This is a genomic window from Streptomyces stelliscabiei, from assembly GCF_014873495.1.
Taxonomy (GTDB): Bacteria; Actinomycetota; Actinomycetes; order Streptomycetales; family Streptomycetaceae; genus Streptomyces; species Streptomyces bottropensis.
In genome coordinates this window covers 588,048-602,740 of the sequence record NZ_JADBGF010000001.1, presented here as the reverse complement: position 1 = coordinate 602,740, position 14,693 = coordinate 588,048, and the positions used below count along the sequence as shown (strand labels likewise).

Annotated in this window: 14 protein-coding genes and 1 pseudogene; 8 read left to right on the top strand and 7 right to left on the bottom strand. The window is 69.7% G+C overall.

What is annotated here, in order from left to right; genetic code table 11:
- Positions 1-89: 89 nt before the first annotated feature.
- Positions 90-667: pseudogene (locus tag H4687_RS02515) on the top strand (TetR/AcrR family transcriptional regulator).
- A 289-nt stretch (positions 668-956) separates the two neighbouring features.
- Here H4687_RS02515 and H4687_RS02510 read toward each other — a convergent pair.
- Positions 957-1,316 carry a DoxX family protein gene (locus H4687_RS02510; RefSeq protein WP_046913929.1) on the bottom strand — a complete coding sequence of 120 codons (360 nt, stop codon included), beginning with the start codon at positions 1,314-1,316 and terminating at the stop codon, positions 957-959.
- A gap of 175 nt (positions 1,317-1,491) precedes the next feature.
- Positions 1,492-1,986 carry a cupin domain-containing protein gene (locus tag H4687_RS02505; protein ID WP_179860225.1) on the bottom strand — a complete coding sequence of 165 codons (495 nt, stop codon included), beginning with the start codon at positions 1,984-1,986 and terminating at the stop codon, positions 1,492-1,494.
- A gap of 81 nt (positions 1,987-2,067) precedes the next feature.
- Here H4687_RS02505 and H4687_RS02500 point away from each other — a divergent pair, with 81 nt between their 5' ends.
- On the top strand, positions 2,068-2,919 hold the full coding sequence (locus tag H4687_RS02500) for a LysR family transcriptional regulator (protein WP_233443547.1): 852 nt from the start codon (positions 2,068-2,070) through the stop codon (positions 2,917-2,919).
- Between the two features lie 113 nt (positions 2,920-3,032).
- Here H4687_RS02500 and H4687_RS02495 read toward each other — a convergent pair whose 3' ends face one another.
- The gene (locus H4687_RS02495) at positions 3,033-3,527 is read right to left on the bottom strand and encodes a MarR family winged helix-turn-helix transcriptional regulator (RefSeq protein ID WP_078907403.1); all 495 of its coding nucleotides are present in this window, start codon (positions 3,525-3,527) and stop codon (positions 3,033-3,035) included.
- Between the two features lie 132 nt (positions 3,528-3,659).
- A complete protein-coding gene (locus H4687_RS02490) occupies positions 3,660-4,886 on the bottom strand; it encodes an acyl-CoA dehydrogenase family protein (protein WP_046913926.1) in 1,227 nt (408 codons plus the stop codon).
- A 63-nt stretch (positions 4,887-4,949) separates the two neighbouring features.
- Between H4687_RS02490 and H4687_RS02485 the strand changes: the two genes are divergently transcribed.
- A complete protein-coding gene (locus H4687_RS02485) occupies positions 4,950-5,777 on the top strand; it encodes an SDR family oxidoreductase (protein WP_046913925.1) in 828 nt (275 codons plus the stop codon).
- Positions 5,778-5,935: 158 nt separating this feature from the next.
- Here the strand turns inward: H4687_RS02485 and H4687_RS02480 are convergent, their stop codons facing one another.
- Both H4687_RS02480 and H4687_RS02475 read right to left on the bottom strand, forming a co-directional pair.
- Entirely contained in the window at positions 5,936-6,088 is a 153-nt protein-coding gene (locus H4687_RS02480) for a hypothetical protein (RefSeq protein ID WP_159026095.1), read from the bottom strand.
- Between the two features lie 953 nt (positions 6,089-7,041).
- Positions 7,042-7,551, bottom strand: coding sequence for a winged helix-turn-helix transcriptional regulator (locus H4687_RS02475; RefSeq protein WP_225966565.1), 510 nt, complete (start codon positions 7,549-7,551; stop codon positions 7,042-7,044).
- A gap of 157 nt (positions 7,552-7,708) precedes the next feature.
- Between H4687_RS02475 and H4687_RS02470 the strand changes: the two genes are divergently transcribed.
- The 4 genes from H4687_RS02470 (at position 7,709) to H4687_RS02460 (ending at position 10,586) form a co-directional block, all read left to right on the top strand.
- The gene (locus H4687_RS02470) at positions 7,709-8,722 is read left to right on the top strand and encodes an NADP-dependent oxidoreductase (RefSeq protein WP_046913924.1); all 1,014 of its coding nucleotides are present in this window, start codon (positions 7,709-7,711) and stop codon (positions 8,720-8,722) included.
- Between the two features lie 277 nt (positions 8,723-8,999).
- Positions 9,000-9,128, top strand: a complete 129-nt coding sequence (locus H4687_RS47355) for a hypothetical protein (protein ID WP_257035252.1) — start codon at positions 9,000-9,002, stop codon at positions 9,126-9,128.
- 29 nt (positions 9,129-9,157) lie between these two features.
- A complete protein-coding gene (locus tag H4687_RS02465) occupies positions 9,158-10,099 on the top strand; it encodes a nitrilase-related carbon-nitrogen hydrolase (RefSeq protein WP_050399134.1) in 942 nt (313 codons plus the stop codon).
- Positions 10,100-10,418: 319 nt separating this feature from the next.
- Positions 10,419-10,586, top strand: a complete 168-nt coding sequence (locus tag H4687_RS02460) for a hypothetical protein (RefSeq protein ID WP_192781641.1) — start codon at positions 10,419-10,421, stop codon at positions 10,584-10,586.
- A gap of 56 nt (positions 10,587-10,642) precedes the next feature.
- On the opposite strand, the gene H4687_RS02455 is transcribed toward H4687_RS02460, so the two are convergent.
- On the bottom strand, positions 10,643-14,371 hold the full coding sequence (locus H4687_RS02455) for an nSTAND1 domain-containing NTPase (protein ID WP_046913921.1): 3,729 nt from the start codon (positions 14,369-14,371) through the stop codon (positions 10,643-10,645).
- Positions 14,372-14,476: 105 nt separating this feature from the next.
- On the opposite strand from H4687_RS02455, the gene H4687_RS02450 reads away from it, so the two are divergent.
- Positions 14,477-14,653 carry a hypothetical protein gene (locus H4687_RS02450; protein WP_159026093.1) on the top strand — a complete coding sequence of 59 codons (177 nt, stop codon included), beginning with the start codon at positions 14,477-14,479 and terminating at the stop codon, positions 14,651-14,653.
- The last annotated feature ends 40 nt before the right edge of the window (positions 14,654-14,693 follow it).

Genomic DNA, 14,693 nt, shown 5'->3' with positions numbered 1-14,693 from the left:
CGTATCGGTCGGGACGCGGCGGCGTGCTCTCGGCGACAGCTGGAAACCGATCGGTTTCCATGGCATTCGATTCGAGTTGACCTCACCTTATGACCACCGAAGTGAAGCCAGGTTCCAGAGAGCGGTTGCTGGAGGCAGCGGCCACGCTCACCTACCAAGAAGGCGTCAGTATCGGCGTCGACGCGCTGTGCAAGGCGGCGGGAGTGTCCAAGCGCTCCATGTACCGGCTGTTCTAGAGCAAGGACGAACTGCTGGCGGCGAGCCTGAAGGAGCGCAATGCCGCTTTCGTGGCCGCGCTCCTGCCCGCGGCGGATGACGACCGCTCCCCCGCGAGCGGATCCTGCACGTCTTCCGGCAGATGGAGGCGCAGGCGGGCGCGCCCGGCTTCCAGGGCTGCCCGTACCTGGCTGTGCAGATCGAGCTGAAGGACCAGGGTCACGCCGCGAGCCGAGTGGCACACCGGATCAAGGCGAAACTGACGGCCGTTTTCCGAGCCGAGGCCGAACAGGGCGGCGCGAGCGATCCCGGCCTGCTGGCCCTGCGGCTCATCCTGGTCTTCGACGGCGCCAGCGCCCGCGCGGGGATCGGAGCCGACACCGTCACGGGACTCGTCGCTCCCACAGTGGTCACCCTGCTCGACACGGCAGGCGTGCGCAAGAAAAGCTGAATGGCTGACGATTCGGCATGAATCAGGCGCCGGAGGTGCGCGATGAACCCCGTCTCGCATCTCGGCTGGGCGCTGGGGGAGTGCTTCGGGACTACGCCGAGGGAGCCAGGCACGTCATCACAGGCCCCGGTGTCGACCTGTTCGCCGCGTTTCCACAACGAATCGCGGGTGCCCAGGAGGCCCTCAACTCGCCTGCTCCCGGGCCGTGGTGCCGCATCCGCCCCGTGGCGTCCTCACAACAGTGGCCGTGTGGCGCCTGGCCGTCCGGTGCATCCAGGTGACCGCTCGGTCACAGCACGACGGCCAGCCAGACGGTCACGGCCGCGGTGGCGATGAGTCCGAGGTTGAGGGCGATCCGGCGGTCTTGGCCGGCCAGGTGGACGGCGACCGCACCTGTCTGCAGAAGAACGAAGCCGATGGCCGCGGCCGGCGCCAGCGAAGGAGCTATGCCGGTCAGCGGCGGCAGGATCAGTCCGGTCGCGCCGAGCAATTCGACCGCCCCCAGCGTTCTTACGACGGGCAGCGGCGTGCGGTCGACCCAGGCCATCATCGGGCGGAGTTGATCGCGGCTGCGGATCAGCTTCATCGTGCCCGCGTAGAAGTAGAAGAGCGCGAGCAGTCCCGCGACGGTCCAATAGGTGATGTTCATAGTTCCCGTTCGTGGGCCACCGGCTCCCGGCGCCCCGTCGATTGCTTCGAATGCCAGAGGAGCCCTGGAGAAGCCCGGTCCGTCGTCCGAGGAGCTCGGACCCCGACAAAAGGCCGAAGCGCAACGGCCCCGCCGGTCGGTCGGAGGGAGCGCCGGGCCGCGCGGCCCGGCGGCTTCAGGCAGGTTCGGTGGCGGGCTCGGTCGCGTAGCGGTTCATCGTGTCGATGCCGGCCTGTGGCGTCGGCTGCCGGCCGTCGGCGAGCACGTCCTGCAGGTCCCGGAAGTACTGCACGTACAGGTCGGGAGTGAAGGTGCTCAGCATGACGGCGGGTTGGTCGGTCCGGTTGGCGAAGGTGTGGGGGGTACCGGGCGGAACCGTCACGAGCGTGCCTGCGCTGGCGTCGTGGTCCTCGTCCCCGACGGTGAAACGCACGGTGCCGGAAAGGATGTAGAAGCCCTCGTCGTGTCGGGCGTGGCGGTGCTGGGGCGGACCCGGGGTGTGCGGGGCGAGGACGGACTCGGCGATCGCGAGGCGGTGCCCGGTGTGGCTTCCGTCCTCCAGAACGCGCATCCGTGTGGTGCCGAGAACGATCGTCTCGCCGTCGCCGGGACCCACCACCGATACGGCGGGGTCGGCCTGCGGCTCGCTGGTACTGGCTTCTTCGGTCATGCTCACGAGTGCACCGCGAGGGCTCGGTCGGTGTCCAAGACCTATCCCACCGCGCCGATACCTGCTGGGTATCGTTGCAGGGTGGAGCTACGGATCTTGCGCTACTTCGTATCGGTCGCCGAGGAACTCCACTTCGGTCGGGCCGCCACCCGACTGCACCTGAGCCAGCCGCCGCTGAGCCGGGCGATCAAGCAGCTGGAGGCCGAGGTCGGGGCCCTGCTGTTCACCCGCTCGCCTGCGGGCGTCCTGCTCACACCGGTGGGCAGGGTGCTGCTCGACGAGGCGCGGGCCCTGCTCGCCCATGCCGACCGCGTCCGTGAACGTGTGAGCGCGGCGGCCGGCGTCACGACCCTCACCGTCGGCATCCTGGGTGACGGCACCGACCCAGGAGTGACCAGGCTGGCCGCTGCCTTCCGTCGGCGCCACCCCGGCATCGAGATTCGTATCCGCGACACCGATCTGACCGACCCGACGTGCGGGCTGCGCGCCGGACTGGTCGACGTCGCCCTGACTCGAGCGCCGTTCGACGAGACCGCCCTGACGGTGCGTGTGCTGCGGACCGATCAGGTCGGCGCGGTCCTGCGGGCCGACGATTCGCTGGCTCGCTGCGACCGGCTGCGGCTGGTCGACCTGAGCGACCGCCGCTGGTTTCAGTTCCCGCAGGGGACCGACCCCGACTGGCAGTCGTACTGGAACGGCGGCAGGCCGCGCGAGGGCCCCGTGGTGCGCGCCGTCCAGGAATGCCTGCAGGCGGTGTTGTGGAACGGCACGGTCGGCCTGGCCCCGCTCGGACACGATCTGCCCACGGAGTTGGCCGTGGTACCGCTGATCGACATGGCGCCGAGCCGAGTGGTGGCGGTGTGGAACGAAGGCGACACCAATCCGTTGATCCGATCCTTCACCGAGATCGCGACAGCCGCGTACCGCCGCTGAGCAACGGCAACCGGTGCCGTCGCAGCGCATGGACGACCTTCCGGCCCGGGGCGCGCTCACGGCACAGCTGGAAGCCTCGCCAGACTGAGGTGCTGTTTGCGACCCCCTTTTTTTTACGTCCTCTTCGCGCTGCTCTTCTCGCGGACGGCGTCGAACATGGACGTGAGAGCGGGACTCTCGGCGAGGCTGCTGAGCAGGGCGTGCAGCGAGTGTCGTTCAGTGGTGTCCAGGTCGGCGAGGGTTTCGCTGTCGAGGCCGACGAGGGTGCGGTTGAGATCGGCCAGGACCTTGCGCCCGTCGTCGGTGATGTCGACGGCGTAGCGGCGTCGGTCCTGCGGATCGCGTGTCCGCTCGGCGTATCCGGCCCGCTCCAGATCGTCGAGACTCGTCACCATCGTCGCCGGGTCGATGCGCAGGAACGAGCCGAGAGCCAGTTGCGGCATGGCTCCGTTGTCGGCCAGGGCCTGCAGGACGCTGTAGTGGCGCACGCGCAGGCCGGTACCGCTGATGCCGTCCTCGGCGATCCTGAAGGCCACCTGCCCGAGCTTGACCAGCAGGCAGATGGTGTGTTCGGCCACTGTCCCCGGTACCAGCGGAGCCTCGGACATCGTTCATCCCGCCTATGGTCAGCCCTGCGTATCGTCGGGTCCATCGTACGAGGCGACCTGACGTGGTCGGACCGGGGCAGCGATCTGGGTGCGCAGGAGCTGGGCTCGCAAGGGCAGGGAATGCGGGAGCCGTCAGCCGACGACCGCCCGACCGAAGATCTGCCGGGCGATGACCCACTTCTGGATCTCGTTGGTGCCCTCGTAGATCTCGCCGATCTTGCTGTCCCGGTAGATCGCCTCGACAGGGCCGGCGCTGCCATCGGCACCCAGTTCGCGGGCGAAGCCGAGGCCTCCGAAAGCCTGGACGGCGTCGCGCGCCATGTCCACCGACAGCTTGGTGGCGTAGTACTTCGCCATCGCGGCCTCAGGTTCCGGGGACGGGTTGCCGGCGTCCAGGCGCAGGGCGGCCTTGGTGACGAGGGTGCGGGCGTTGTCGATCTCGGTGGCCCGCTCGGCGAGCAGGAACTGCCAGTGCTGGTTGGCGGCCACCGGCTTGCCGAAGGCGTGCCGCGTCGACAGGTGGGCCACGGTGTGGTCGAAGGCGGCCTGCGCCATGCCGACCCCGGCGGCCGCGATACCGATCCGGCCGTACGTCAGCGTGGACAGCGCGTGGCGCAGTCCGTGTCCCTCGGTGCCGCCGAGGAGGTCGTCCTCGGACAGGTGCACATCCGTGAAGCGGATGTCCGCGGTGAGCTGGCCGCGGTTGCCCATCTTCCGGTCGGCGAGGCCGACTTGAACGCCCGGAAGCGCCGTGTCGACGATGAACATGCTCAGCCGCTCGCCGGTGCGGGCGAGAACCACCACGAAGGCGGCCACGGGCGAGTTGGAGATCCACCTCTTGTGGCCGTTCAGCACCCAACCGGCCCCGGTGCGCACGGCCTCGGTCCGAACGGCCTGCGGAGACAGGTCACTTGAGGCGTCCGGCTCGGTGGTGGCGAACGCGCCGACCACCGAGCCCTGTGCGACCTTGGGCAGCCAGCGCTGCTGCTGCTCCTCGGTGCCCTGGCGAAGGGCGTTGCCCGCCAGGATGCAGTGCACGTCGAAGACGGCCGCGACGCTGCTGGAGTAGTAGGCCAGTTCCTCGATCGCCGCGGCGGTGCCGGTCGCCGGGTGGATCAGGCCGTCGCCGCCGACCTCGCCCGGGAAGGGGATCCGGAAGACCCCCGCTGATGCGAGCGCGTCGAACACCTGCCGGGGGAAGCCGTCCGTGCGCTCGTCGCCGTTCGCGATCGCCGCGGCGTGGGGTGCCACCTCGTGCTCCGCGATCCGCCGCACGGCGGCGCGTACGGACCGGGTCTCTTCGGTGGCGAGGAGCTCGTGGTAGAGCCGGTCGCTCTGGCGTACTGCAGTGAATTTCATGCGCGGACCATATCATTCGTACCGCGTATCATTAGTTCATCAATCGATTCTGGAGGTTCGACCATGACACGGACACTGGCCGGCAGGACCGTTCTGATGTCGGGCGGCAGTCGAGGCATCGGACTCGCCATCGCCCTGCGCGCGGCCCGCGACGGTGCGAACGTGGTGATGCTCGCCAAGACCGCCGTACCGCATCCGAAACTCGAAGGCACGGTCCACACCGCGGTCGAAGAGGTCGGGCGTGCGGGCGGCAAGGGGCTGGCCGTCGTCGGAGACGTCCGCAACGAGGACGACGTGCGTAGCGCCGTCAACGCCGCGGTCGGTGCCTTCGGTGGCATCGACATCGTGGTGAACAACGCCAGCGCGATCGACCTTTCGTCGTCCGAGCAACTGGAGATGAAGCGGTACGACCTGATGCAGGACATCAACACACGTGGCACGTTCCTGCTGAGCAAGGCCGCGGTCCCGCACCTGCGTGCGGCGGCCAACCCGCACATCCTCACCCTCTCGCCGCCCTTGAACCTCGCGCCGCACTGGGTGGGCAAGCATCTCGGTTACACGCTGTCGAAGTACGGGATGAGTCTGTGCACCATCGGGCTCGCCGAGGAACTCGCCGCCGACGGCATCGCCGCCAACTCGCTGTGGCCGCGCACCCTGATCGACACAGCCGCCGTACGCAACGTGGTCGGCGGCGCCGGGCAGGCCCGCAGTCCGCAGATCATGGCCGACGCCGCGTACGCCGTCCTGACGCGTGACGCGCGCACGTGCACCGCCAACCTGTTCATCGACGACGACGTCCTGCGCGACGAAGGCGTCACCGACCTGACCGCCTACAGCCCTGCCGGCTTCGAGGGCGCTCTCGCGCTCGACATATTCGTCGACCCGGCCTGATCCCGCCCGGTTTCGAGGTGTGGGCGGGGAGTCCGGTCTTCGGTATGACCCTCGATCAATGGCGCACCTGGTCCTCCTGAGGCGTGCCGAGGCACGGTCCGCGGTCGCCCGGGAAGCGGTGGAGGACCAGGGGAGAGGTGGGCCGTCGGCCGGGCGGTTCAGTCGTGGGGGCCCACGCCGCGCAGAAACGTGTCCACGACGAGTGTGGCCAGTGCGTCCGCGTTCTCCCGGACCTGCTCCGGGCCCAGATTCGCGCCGCCTCCGTGCTGGGCCTCGTCCAAGAGGGCGTAGTAGGCCCGTCGCGCCCACATCAGGTCGGTGTCCGGGGCGAGGAGCCCTTCGCGCTGGGCCCGGGCGAAGAACTCGAGGGCGCCGGCGTTGATCTCGGAGCAGATCGCCGCGGTGAGGGGGTGTCGGCCAGGGGGTGGCCGAGGGTGAACCGCCAGATGCTCTTGAACCGCAGTACGTTCGCCGTGACGCGATGCAGTGCCACGAGCGGTGGGGCGGTGTCCATGTGGGCGTCCTCCACGGACTCCATGAGCTGTCGCTTCGCCGAGGCGGCGAACGCCCGACTCGGCGGCTTCAGCCGGTGATGCGACGGGCGCCGTGGCCTCGGGCCGACCGGGGCCCTGGCCTCCGTGCCGAACCGCGCGATCACGGCCACCGGACCCAAAGAGGAACCGACCGCCAACACCGACGCCCCTCTGCCGGTGTGGTCGAACGTCACAGCACAAGGACGTCGCTGCCGATGACATGTGCCGAGCCGGTACTCGACGTCGAGCCCCGTGGCGGCGGCGACTGCGCCGAGTCCGGCCCTACGTGACAGGAACCAGGGTCAGGGTGTTCCCGAACGCGGTGAAGGGGGCGACGAGGTCAGCGTTCGGCGCAGTGTCGCTCGGTCGAACCATCCCCATCCCCAGCGCTCGGCCAGGTCGGCCTCGTAGTCAGCACTGCCAGGACGTGACAAAGCCCGCCCGGAGGCGACCCGGCGAGGTACGTGATCCCGATGGATTGAGGGCTGGGGCCTCAGGCCTCCGGGCAATGGTGGGGGTGGCCGAGACTGTGTGGCCTCGCCCGCTCCTGGTGCGGGCAAGGGTCCTGGGCGCTGCGCGGACCGTACACCCCGCGTACGACCGTCGCAGGTGCTCGACGTCCCGCCGCGTCGGCCACGCAAAGCCCGGCTCTCACCAGGCCGGGCATTACGGAGCGAGTGCCTCCCGGCAGGCTGAGCCCATCACGCGTTCCGGGCACCACCGCGCTCAGCTCACTCGGCGGGCTTGAGGCGGAAGGCGGGGCCGGGGGTGCTCTCGATGTCTTCCGGCTGTACGGCGTGGCCCCGGTCGCAGCGGATCTGGGCGTCGACGTGTGCGCCGCATCCACGGTGCCGGGACAGCATGGCCGGGCCCTCCGAGTCGGCGCGGTAGCGGTCGCCCCACTGCAGGAGCCCCATCACGGCCGGGACCAGATCCATGCCCTTGGGGGTGATCACGTATTTCAGCCGGCTCCGCGAGCCAGGCTCCTTGTAGGTCTCGGTGGTCAGGATCCCCTCTTCCACGAGCATCCGAAGTCGGGCGGCGAGGAGGTTGCGAGGGCAGCCGAGGACGCGTTCGAACTCGGTGAACCGGGATGAGCCGTACCAGACCTCGCGCAAAATCAGGATCGTCCACTTCTCGCCCACGACCTCAAGGGTCCGGGCGATCGAGCAGTTCGACGTGTCCCGGTCGAGGCGGGGGTCCACGTCGGTGTCCTGCAGAGCTTCGGTCGTTGCATCCATGGGGGGAGTCTAACCTCACCTAAGTTTACTTTTCTATACTCAGCGAGTAGCGTCATGAGCGGCACATCAACCCGGCCGCACGCGAGAAACGGGCGCGCAGGGGATCCTCGGAGAATCACGCCGACCGCCGAGACACCTACGTAGAAAGGCTGCCGTCATGAAGGCATTCGTCGTCGAGAAGTACGGCAAGGACGGCGTCCGTGCCGCAGACATACCCGAGCCCACCGTCGGGGCCCGTGACGTTCTGGTCAGAGTGAGCGCCGCCAGCATCAACCCGCTGGACAAGATGGTCCGCAACGGGGAGTTCAAGCAGATCCTGAAGTACAAGCGCCCGTTCGTGCTCGGCCACGACGTGGCAGGCGTCGTGACACAGGTCGGCTCCGCCGTACACGGTCTCAAGGTCGGCGACGAGATCTACGCCCGCCCGCGCGACCTGCGGGTCGGGGGCTTCGCGGAGTTCATCGCGATCGACGCGGACGATGTCGCCCCCAAGCCGGCCTCACTCTCCCTGGAGGAGGCGGCCGCGGTGCCGCTGGTGGCCCTGACCGCCTGGCAGATCCTCGTCGAGCGCGCGCACGTGAACCAGGGGCAGAAAGTGCTCGTCCACGCCGGAGCCGGCGGCCTCGGGTCGACGGTCATCCAGCTCGCCAAGCATCTCGGCGCCACGGTGGCGACGACCGCGAACACCAGGTCCGAGGAGTTGGTCAGGAGCCTCGGTGCCGACGTCGTCGTCGACTACACCAAGGAAGACTTCTCCAAGGTGCTCTCGGGCTACGACCTGGTGCTGGACTCCCTGGGCGGGGCGAACCTCGAGAAGTCACTGACCGTACTGAAGCCCGGCGGCCTGGCCATCAGTGTCGTCGGCCCACCCGACGCCGGTTTCGCCAAGCAGCTCGGCGCCCCCTCCGTCCTGGGCTTGGTCATGAACACGCTCAGCCGCAAGATCCGCAAGCAGGCCAAGGCTCTGGGCGTGCGCTACGAGTTCCTCTTCATGCAGGCCAGCGGCTCCCAGCTGCGCAAACTCGGCGCCCTCTACGACAGCGGAAAGCTCCGCCCGGTCATCGACAGCACCTTCCCCTTCGACCAGACCCTTGAGGCGATGGCGTACGTCGAGCAGGGCCGTACCAAGGCCGGCAAGGTCGTGGTCTCGATGGTGTCGGACAACGGCTGAGACGTCGCGGTGGTCGGCGCCGTGCGCGGGGGCGGCGGCCAGGCCGAGGTCGACCTCGCCGCGGTCGAACGTGGGGGCGACGGCGTTGTGGCTCGCCTGCCGTACGGTGAACCGGCTGGCGGGCAGTTGCGCCGTCGCGGCCAGCAGGCGAGGCGACAGGGCGGCTTCGATGTCGTCCGACATGGGGCGGCTTCGATGTCGTCGGACATGCCCAGTGTGAAGGCGCGCCGCGCGGTGGCCGCGTCGAAGGGGCGGCACTGGCCGCGTCCTGCCTCAGATGCAGGGCGGCGGCCCGGGTGACGCTGCGCTCGCGCAAGAGTGCCGCGAAGACGACCAGCAGATCGAGGTCAGCCCTCCTGAATTCGGCTTCATCAATGTCGATCATCGTGATGATTGGTTTGCTTGATGCGTGTCGCGGTTTCTACCGTCGACGGCATGACCTCTTCTGTAGCCCGTCGCACCATGACAGTCGCCGTCGCCCAGGCGGCTGTCCCGTTGTTCGACACCCCGGCCGCACTGGCCAGGGCTGAGGAGCTCGTCCGCGAGGGAAACAGCCGGGGTGCCGAGGTCGTCGTTCTCCCCGAGGCGTTCCTCGGCGGCTACCCGAAGGGGCTGGACTTCGGCATCACGGTCGGCAGCCGCACCCCGGCCGGCCGCGACCTCTTCCGCCGCTACCACGCTGCGGCCATCGAGATTCCCGGCCCGGAGGTCGAACAACTGGCCGCGGTCACCCGCGAGCTGGGTTGTCACGCGGTGATCGGCGCGGTCGAGCGCCAGGGCGGCTCGCTGTACTGCGTCGCGCTCTTCTTCGGTCCCGACGGCTACATCAGCCTGCACCGCAAGCTGATGCCCACTGCCGCCGAGCGCTACCTGTGGGGCCAGGGTGACGGCTCCACCCTCCCCGTCGTCGACACCGGCAATGCCCGCCTCGGCGCCGCCATCTGCTGGGAGAACTACATGCCGCTCTTGCGTACGGCGATGTACGCCAAGGGCGTGGACCTGTGGTGTGCCCCTACCGTCGACGACCGTGACGCCTGGCAGGCCACCATGCGTCACATCGCTCTGGAAGGCCGCTGCTTCGTCCTCAGTGCCGCCCAGTACCTGCGCCGCGATGCTCTGCCGGCCGACCTCCACCCTGTCCAGGGCGACGAACCGGACACAGTCCTGATCGGCGGCGGCTCCGTCATCGTCTCCCCGCTCGGCGAGGTGCTGGCCGGCCCCTTGCGTGACGGCGAGGGCATCCTGACCGCCGAACTCGATCTCGACGACCTGACCCGGGCCCGCTTCGACCTCGACATCACCGGCCACTACGCCCGCCCCGACATCTTCACCCTCCACGTCGACGAATCCCCCCACCCCACGATCACCGTCAGCTGACCGACACCAGCAGAAGCGTGAAAGGACACCCTCCCGGGACGCCTGACCGCAAGTTCAGGCACGGCAAGTGCGAGAGGGCGTCAGTTCGTGCTGGTCCCCGGGATCGGCGGTTGTTTCCGCCTGCACGTCACCACGGCCCGGCGCAGCCCGCAGCCCGCAGCCCGCAGCCCGCAGTGCGCAGCCCGCAGTGCGCCGGATCGTTTCCCCGTCGGACGTGCCATGCCTGCTGGTAGGCGGGCCGGACACGACCTGGCACAGCAGGGCCCGCTCGTCCATGGAGGACACATGCGTCCTTCGGGAGTTGCCCACGACGTGCTTCGTGCGCGCACTGGGCAGGCCTGAGATATCGCAGGAGGGCAGGACCGAGGTCCACCACGGCAGGCGCAAGCACGGCCACGACTTCTGGTACTACCTGGGCGAGAGCTGCACGGGCGTGCGGATCAACACGCCGGTGGTGAACTCGGACGGCAGGATGACGGGCAGGTAGGAGTCATGGGCGAGGAGGAGGAACGACTCGGCCGCTTCCATGATTCCGGGAGACGGTCAGGTGCAGACCCGCCGGTACGGCCGGTCCGGAACGTAGGTGCGCCACTGCGCCCGGGTCAGTTCCCTGTTCCCGGCGCGGGAGCAGACAAGGGATACCGCCTGGTCCGGATCCACCACGTACCGCTGGAGCGGGACGTAGTTGCCGCCCGCGTACAGCATGGTGCTGTCCGGGCTGAAGGCGAGCGTGTCGATGCTCTCACCCGAGGTGGGCACAGAAGGGCCGAGAGGTTGCTGGGTCGCGATGTCCCAGAGTTGGACGGTGCCCGCGTTGCCGCCCACGGCGAGCGTGCCGCCGTCCGGACTGAAGGCGAGAGCCGTGATCACCTCGGCTGAGTCGGACGACTGATTGACGGGCCCCGGGAAGACGTTCCTGAGGATGCCCGCTCGGTGCCGGAGGCTGCCGTCCCAGAGGGCCACCCGCCCTGTCCAGTCGCCCGCCGCGAGGCGGGAGCCGTCGGGAGCGAAGGCGATGGCTCCGATGCCGTCGTGCTGGACGAGGTCATGGGTGTGGGACCGGCCCGCTCGGACGACGCGGTTGTCGGTCACGAGGAGCCCGCCGTCCCGGCTGACGGCCAGATGATCGCCGCCCGGGCCGGGGAGGAGCGCCGTCCTCCGCTGCCGCGTGGTGTCCCATATCTCGTTGACGAAGCCGCCTTCGGTCGAATGTGCGGTGAGGAGCGAACGACCGCCCGGTCCCAGGGCGATCGCGTCCGTAGGTGTCGCGGACGCCGTCGCCGCGTCCACAGTGGTCTTCACGTGTCCGGCGGCCACGTCCCACACCGTCAGACGTTGAGACGTCGTGTCCCCGAGAGGGACGGAGACTCCGTACGCGAACGTGCCGCCGTCGGGGCTGAAGGACAGCAAAGGCTCGGTGACCTCTGCGGGGACCGTCGCTGTGCCGGTGCTGAAGGCGGGAAGTGACGGGGTCGGCAGGGTGCGCAGCAGACGGCCGTCGTGCGTGTTCCGCAGCTGGACGACGTAGCGTTCACCAATACGTTCGGCGGTGGCGAGCGTCCTGCCGTCGGGGCTGAGCCGGACCCCGGCGAGCGGACTCTTGCGCCAGGCGCGGGTGAGCGTCGTGGTGAGGTCGAGGGTGTGGACCGTGCCCCCTTCGAAGTACCGCAGCAGCGGCCGCGAGGAGTCCCAGGCGAGACGGGAGAGCGACTCGTTGTCCAAGGAGTGCCGGAAAACGGGGACGCCGCGGTTGGGCATACGCCACACTCTGATCTCCTGGCCGCCGCCGGTCGCCAGAAACGAGCCGTCCGCGCTCACGGCAGCGGTAACGACACCCGGGTGGACGACGTCGGCGAGCTTTCGTCCCGACGCGGTGTCCCATACCCGCACCCGGTCCCCGGCGAGACCGAGGAGCCTGCCGCCGGTGAAGGCGAGGAGGGTGCGGTCACCACCACAGAGGCCGCGCACGCTCGTCCAGGCACCGGGCCGGACGCTGCGCGCGGAGGTGTCCCAGACCTGCGGGGTCCGGCCGCGCGGGCAGACGGCCAGCAGCCCGTCGTCGGCCGCTGCGGCGGCGACGTCCTCGCCGGTCGACGGGGTCCGGAAGATCAGATGGCCGTCGGCAACGGAATACAGCCCAGCCCGGTTGTCGTCCGGGCTCCTCACCAGGTAATTGCGGCCACTCGCCCCGAAGCGCACGGTGTCCCAGAACGGCAGGGGACCCCCGATCCAGCGCCTCGTTCGGGTGTCCCACAGCCGCTGGGTCTGCTGTGCGGTCCGGATGACGAGCACCCGGCCGCCCGGACCCGCGCCCAGTATCGCCCCGTGCGGTACCGGACCCGAGGCGATACGGCGGTGGGTGCTCACATCCCACGTCCGCCAGGTGTTGTCGCCGATGCTGAGCAGAGTGCGCCCGGAGCTGTCGAGGTACCGGTTCGGTTGGTCACCGGGCGCCGGGTCGGTGAAGGTGTCCAGTTCGGGCTGGGCCAGCGCCCCCAGCACGGCTCGGCGGGACTCCGGCAGCGGGGACATGCGCCATGCGGCGACGCCGAGCAGCATCGCGGTGCGCGGGTCGGTGGTCCGCAGCGCCTCGGCGACCGCGGCCACCCGGCGGGCCGCCGTGTCGGTGGTCTGCTTCTCGCTGTCCTGACGCAGTCGCACGGCGGTCAGGCCGACGACCAGGGCCACCGCCAGCACGGCGCACAGCGAGGCCGTGAGTGTACGGCTCCGGCGCCGGGCCCGGGTGGCGGCCCGCTCCTCCGTCGCACGCTGCTCCGCCGCGGTGACCAGGAAGGCTGTCTCCGCGGACGTCAGACCGTCGTACCCGCGGTCGTCGCCCGCGAACAGTTCCTCGGCCCGCGCCAGGCGGGTGCCCCGGTAGAGAGTGCCCGGGTCGCGGTCGTGCTCCAGCCAGGTGCGGGCGGCGTCGGTCAGCTGCCGGTGGTGGCGCAGCCGCTCCCGGTCCGCTTCGATCCACTCGCGCAGCCGCGGCCAGCACGTGATGAGCGCCTCGTGGGCGAGCTGCACTCCGTCGTCGTCGGTGATCAGCAGCCGCGCCTGGGTCAGCCGCCGGGTGACGGCGCGTACTTCGGGGTCCTCCCACCCGGCCATTTCCTCCCAGCTGAGCGGGCGGCGCGTGTCGGAATTGCCCTGGCCGGGCTCGACCATCCGCAGGAGCAGGTGCCGGGCGGCGTGCGCCTGCGCGGGTGAGAGTTCCCCGTACGCCTCCTCGGCGCTCACCGCGATCGCGCCGCGCACCCCGCCGGCCGCTTCGTACGCGGCCAGGGTCAGCATCCGTCCCTTGCGCCGCCGCCAGGTCTCCAACAGGGCGTGGGACAGCATCGGCAGCCCACCGGGCTCGTCGAGAACATCCTCGACGATCCGTGCGGTCAGCGTCCGCTCCACGATGAGCCCGGCCGCCTGCGCGGGACCGACCACCGCTTCGCGCAGTTCGTCGCCGGTCATGGACCTGACCAGGAGCCCGCTCCCGTGCAGCGCCTCCGCCAGTCGCGGGTGCTCGGCGCACCGCGCATAGAAGTCGGACCGTACGGCGATGAGCACGCGCAGTCGGCTTCCCGGGTCGCGCGCGGCGAGCAGAAGGTCCAGGAAGCGGTCCCGCTCGGCGCGTTCGCGGCAGAGGGTGAAGACCTCCTCGAACTGATCCACCACCACCCAGCTCTCCGGATCGTCGGCCTTGGGCGCCAGCAGGTGCCCGTAGGTGGTGGCGGGCCGGGCTCCCGGAGTGAGGATCCGAAGCACCGCCCCACGTCCCTGCTGCGCGGCCTTCTCCCGCAACAGGGGAATCAGACCGGCCCGCAGCAGGGAGGACTTGCCGCTGCCGGATGCCCCGAACACCACGGCGAACGGGGACCCGCACCCCAGCTCGCTCAGCTCGTCGACCATGCGGTCCCGGCCGAAGAACAGCTCACGGTCGTCAGGCTCGAAACGCGCGAGACCACGGTAGGGCGGTGCGACGTCGTCATCCTCCCGCTTCCCCTCCCGGGCCAGCGCCTCGGCCTCCGCCTCCGCCCACCGTGCCTCCCACGGAGCGGGGTCCTCCCCGCATGCCCGGACGTACGCCTGGAGCACGGCCAAGGACGGCAGTCGCTCGCCGCTCGCCGCTTTCGCCAGGGTCGTCACCGAGAAGCCGGCCTTCTTCGCCATGGTCCGGTACGACACGCCCCCCGCCGAGCAGCGCAGTTCCCGAAGATCGTGGGCCAGTCGCTGCACGGGACCGGCCGCCGGGTCGACCGGTAGTTCGGGACGTCCCATCGCGAAGCCTCTTTCACCTACGGTCAAAACGCGCTGATGATCAGCGCTCCAAGGTACTTTTCGTCCTCCCCGGGCGAGAACCCGTTCCGGCTGTGATGTTCGCCAGTGGGCTCGCGGAGGCGGCGCGATCTCGACGTCAAGGCCAAGGCCGGCGCCTTGGCCGACGACCCCCGGCGGCCCCGGTCGACCAAGGCTTTCGCGGACGGTGTCGCCGGTGTGCTCTCGGCGACCTGGTCCAGCAGGACGATGCCCGCGGCGCTGTCGTCGATCGCGCAGCGATGACGACCTCGATGACCAGGAAGAGGAACGCACACGGCCAGCT